A 1862-nucleotide genomic window follows, 5' to 3' on the forward strand; every position below is an offset into this window, starting at 1 on the left:
GAGCAGCCGATCGCGCCGACGGGCGGTCCGGGTCGGGGGAGGACTCCACTGATGACGACTCCGACGACTCCGATGGATCACCGTCCGGGTCGCGTCGGCGCCGCCGTCGCCGTCGTCGTGGAGGGGGTTCGGGCAACGACGACACCCAGTCCTCCGGAGACGACTCTCCCGACACCGAGGTCCAGGAACAGCGCGAGCCGCGCCGTCGCCCCGCGCGTAGCGGCCAGGCCTCCGGATCCGGCTCGTCGAACGACGAGGTCCAGGGCATCACCGGATCGACCCGGCTGGAGGCCAAGCGCCAGCGGCGCCGCGACGGGCGCGATGCCGGCCGTCGCCGCCAGCCCATCCTCTCCGAGTCCGAGTTCCTCGCCCGCCGCGAGTCCGTCGACCGCGTGATGGTGGTCCGGGAGAAGAAGCGCGGCGACGGCAAGGGGATCATGACCCAGGTCGGCGTGCTGGAGGACAAGGTCCTCGTGGAGCACTTCGTCACCACCGAGTCCGCTCGCTCCATGGTGGGCAACGTCTACCTCGGCCGCGTCCAGAACGTTCTTCCGAGCATGGAGGCCGCGTTCGTCGACATCGGCCGCGGTCGCAACGGCGTCCTGTACGCGGGCGAGGTCAACTGGGAGGCCGCCGGGCTCGGCGGCAAGGCCCGGCGGATCGAACAGGCGCTCAGGCCCGGCGACATGGTCCTGGTGCAGGTCACCAAGGATCCCATCGGCCAGAAGGGTGCCCGTCTGACCACGCAGATCTCGCTGGCCGGCCGATTCCTCGTGTACGTGCCCGACGGCAACTCCACCGGCATCTCCCGCAAGCTGCCCGACACCGAGCGTCGTCGCCTCAAGGCCATCCTCAAGGACGTCGTTCCCGAGGGCTCGGGCGTGATCATCCGGACGGCGGCCGAGGGGGTCAGCGAGGAGGAGATCGGCCGGGACGTCGAACGGCTGGCGGCCCAGTGGGCCGAGATCGCCGAGGCCTCCGCCAAGCGGACCTCCGCCGGTGCCGGCACGCCGGTCGCCCTGTACGAGGAGCCGGACCTGCTGGTCAAGGTGGTGCGCGACCTGTTCAACGAGGACTTCTCCTCGCTGGTGATCCAGGGCGACACCTCCTGGGACACCGTGCACGACTACGTCTCGAGGGTGGCGCCGGAGATGACCGAGCGGCTGGAGCGGTACGACAACCCCGACGTCGACGTGTTCTCCACCCACCGCGTGGACGAGCAACTGGCCAAGGCACTCGACCGCAAGGTGTGGCTGCCCTCCGGCGGCTCGCTGGTGATCGACCGCACCGAGGCCATGACGGTCATCGACGTCAACACGGGCAAGTACACGGGCTCGGGCGGCAACCTCGAGGAGACCGTCACCAAGAACAACCTCGAGGCGGCCGAGGAGATCGTGCGCCAACTGCGCCTGCGCGACGTGGGTGGGATGGTGATCATCGACTTCATCGACATGGTCCTCGAGGCCAACCGCGACCTCGTCCTGCGCCGGCTCACCGAGGCGCTGGGTCGCGATCGCACCCGGCACCAGGTCTCCGAGGTCACCTCGCTGGGGCTGGTCCAGCTCACCCGCAAGAAGTTGGGCACGGGTCTCGTCGAGGCGTTCTCCACGCCCTGCGAGCACTGCCAGGGCCGTGGCCTGATCGTGCACGCCGACCCTGTCCACACCGAGTCGCACAACGCCGACGAGCCGGGCTCCCGGCGCGGACGCAAGCGCGGCGGCAAGGGATCGGAGTCGGATCAGTCCGACTCCTCGGCCACCTCGTCGGCCGCACCGAGGCAGGTGCCGAAGAAGGACGGGCCGGCGCCGGCCGCGCACCCGGCCGCACTCGCGATCGCCCGTCAGGAGGCCGAGCAGGCGGCC

At 70.5% G+C, this 1862-nt stretch carries 1 protein-coding gene; it reads left to right on the forward strand.

Features of this window, described 5'->3' with window-relative positions:
- Nucleotides 1-1862 (forward strand): Rne/Rng family ribonuclease (locus G6020_RS11520; RefSeq protein WP_182610727.1); only part of this gene is annotated, 1862 nt, incomplete at both ends.

Source organism: Dietzia sp. B19, assembly GCF_014145155.1.
Classification (GTDB): domain Bacteria; phylum Actinomycetota; class Actinomycetes; order Mycobacteriales; family Mycobacteriaceae; genus Dietzia; species Dietzia natronolimnaea.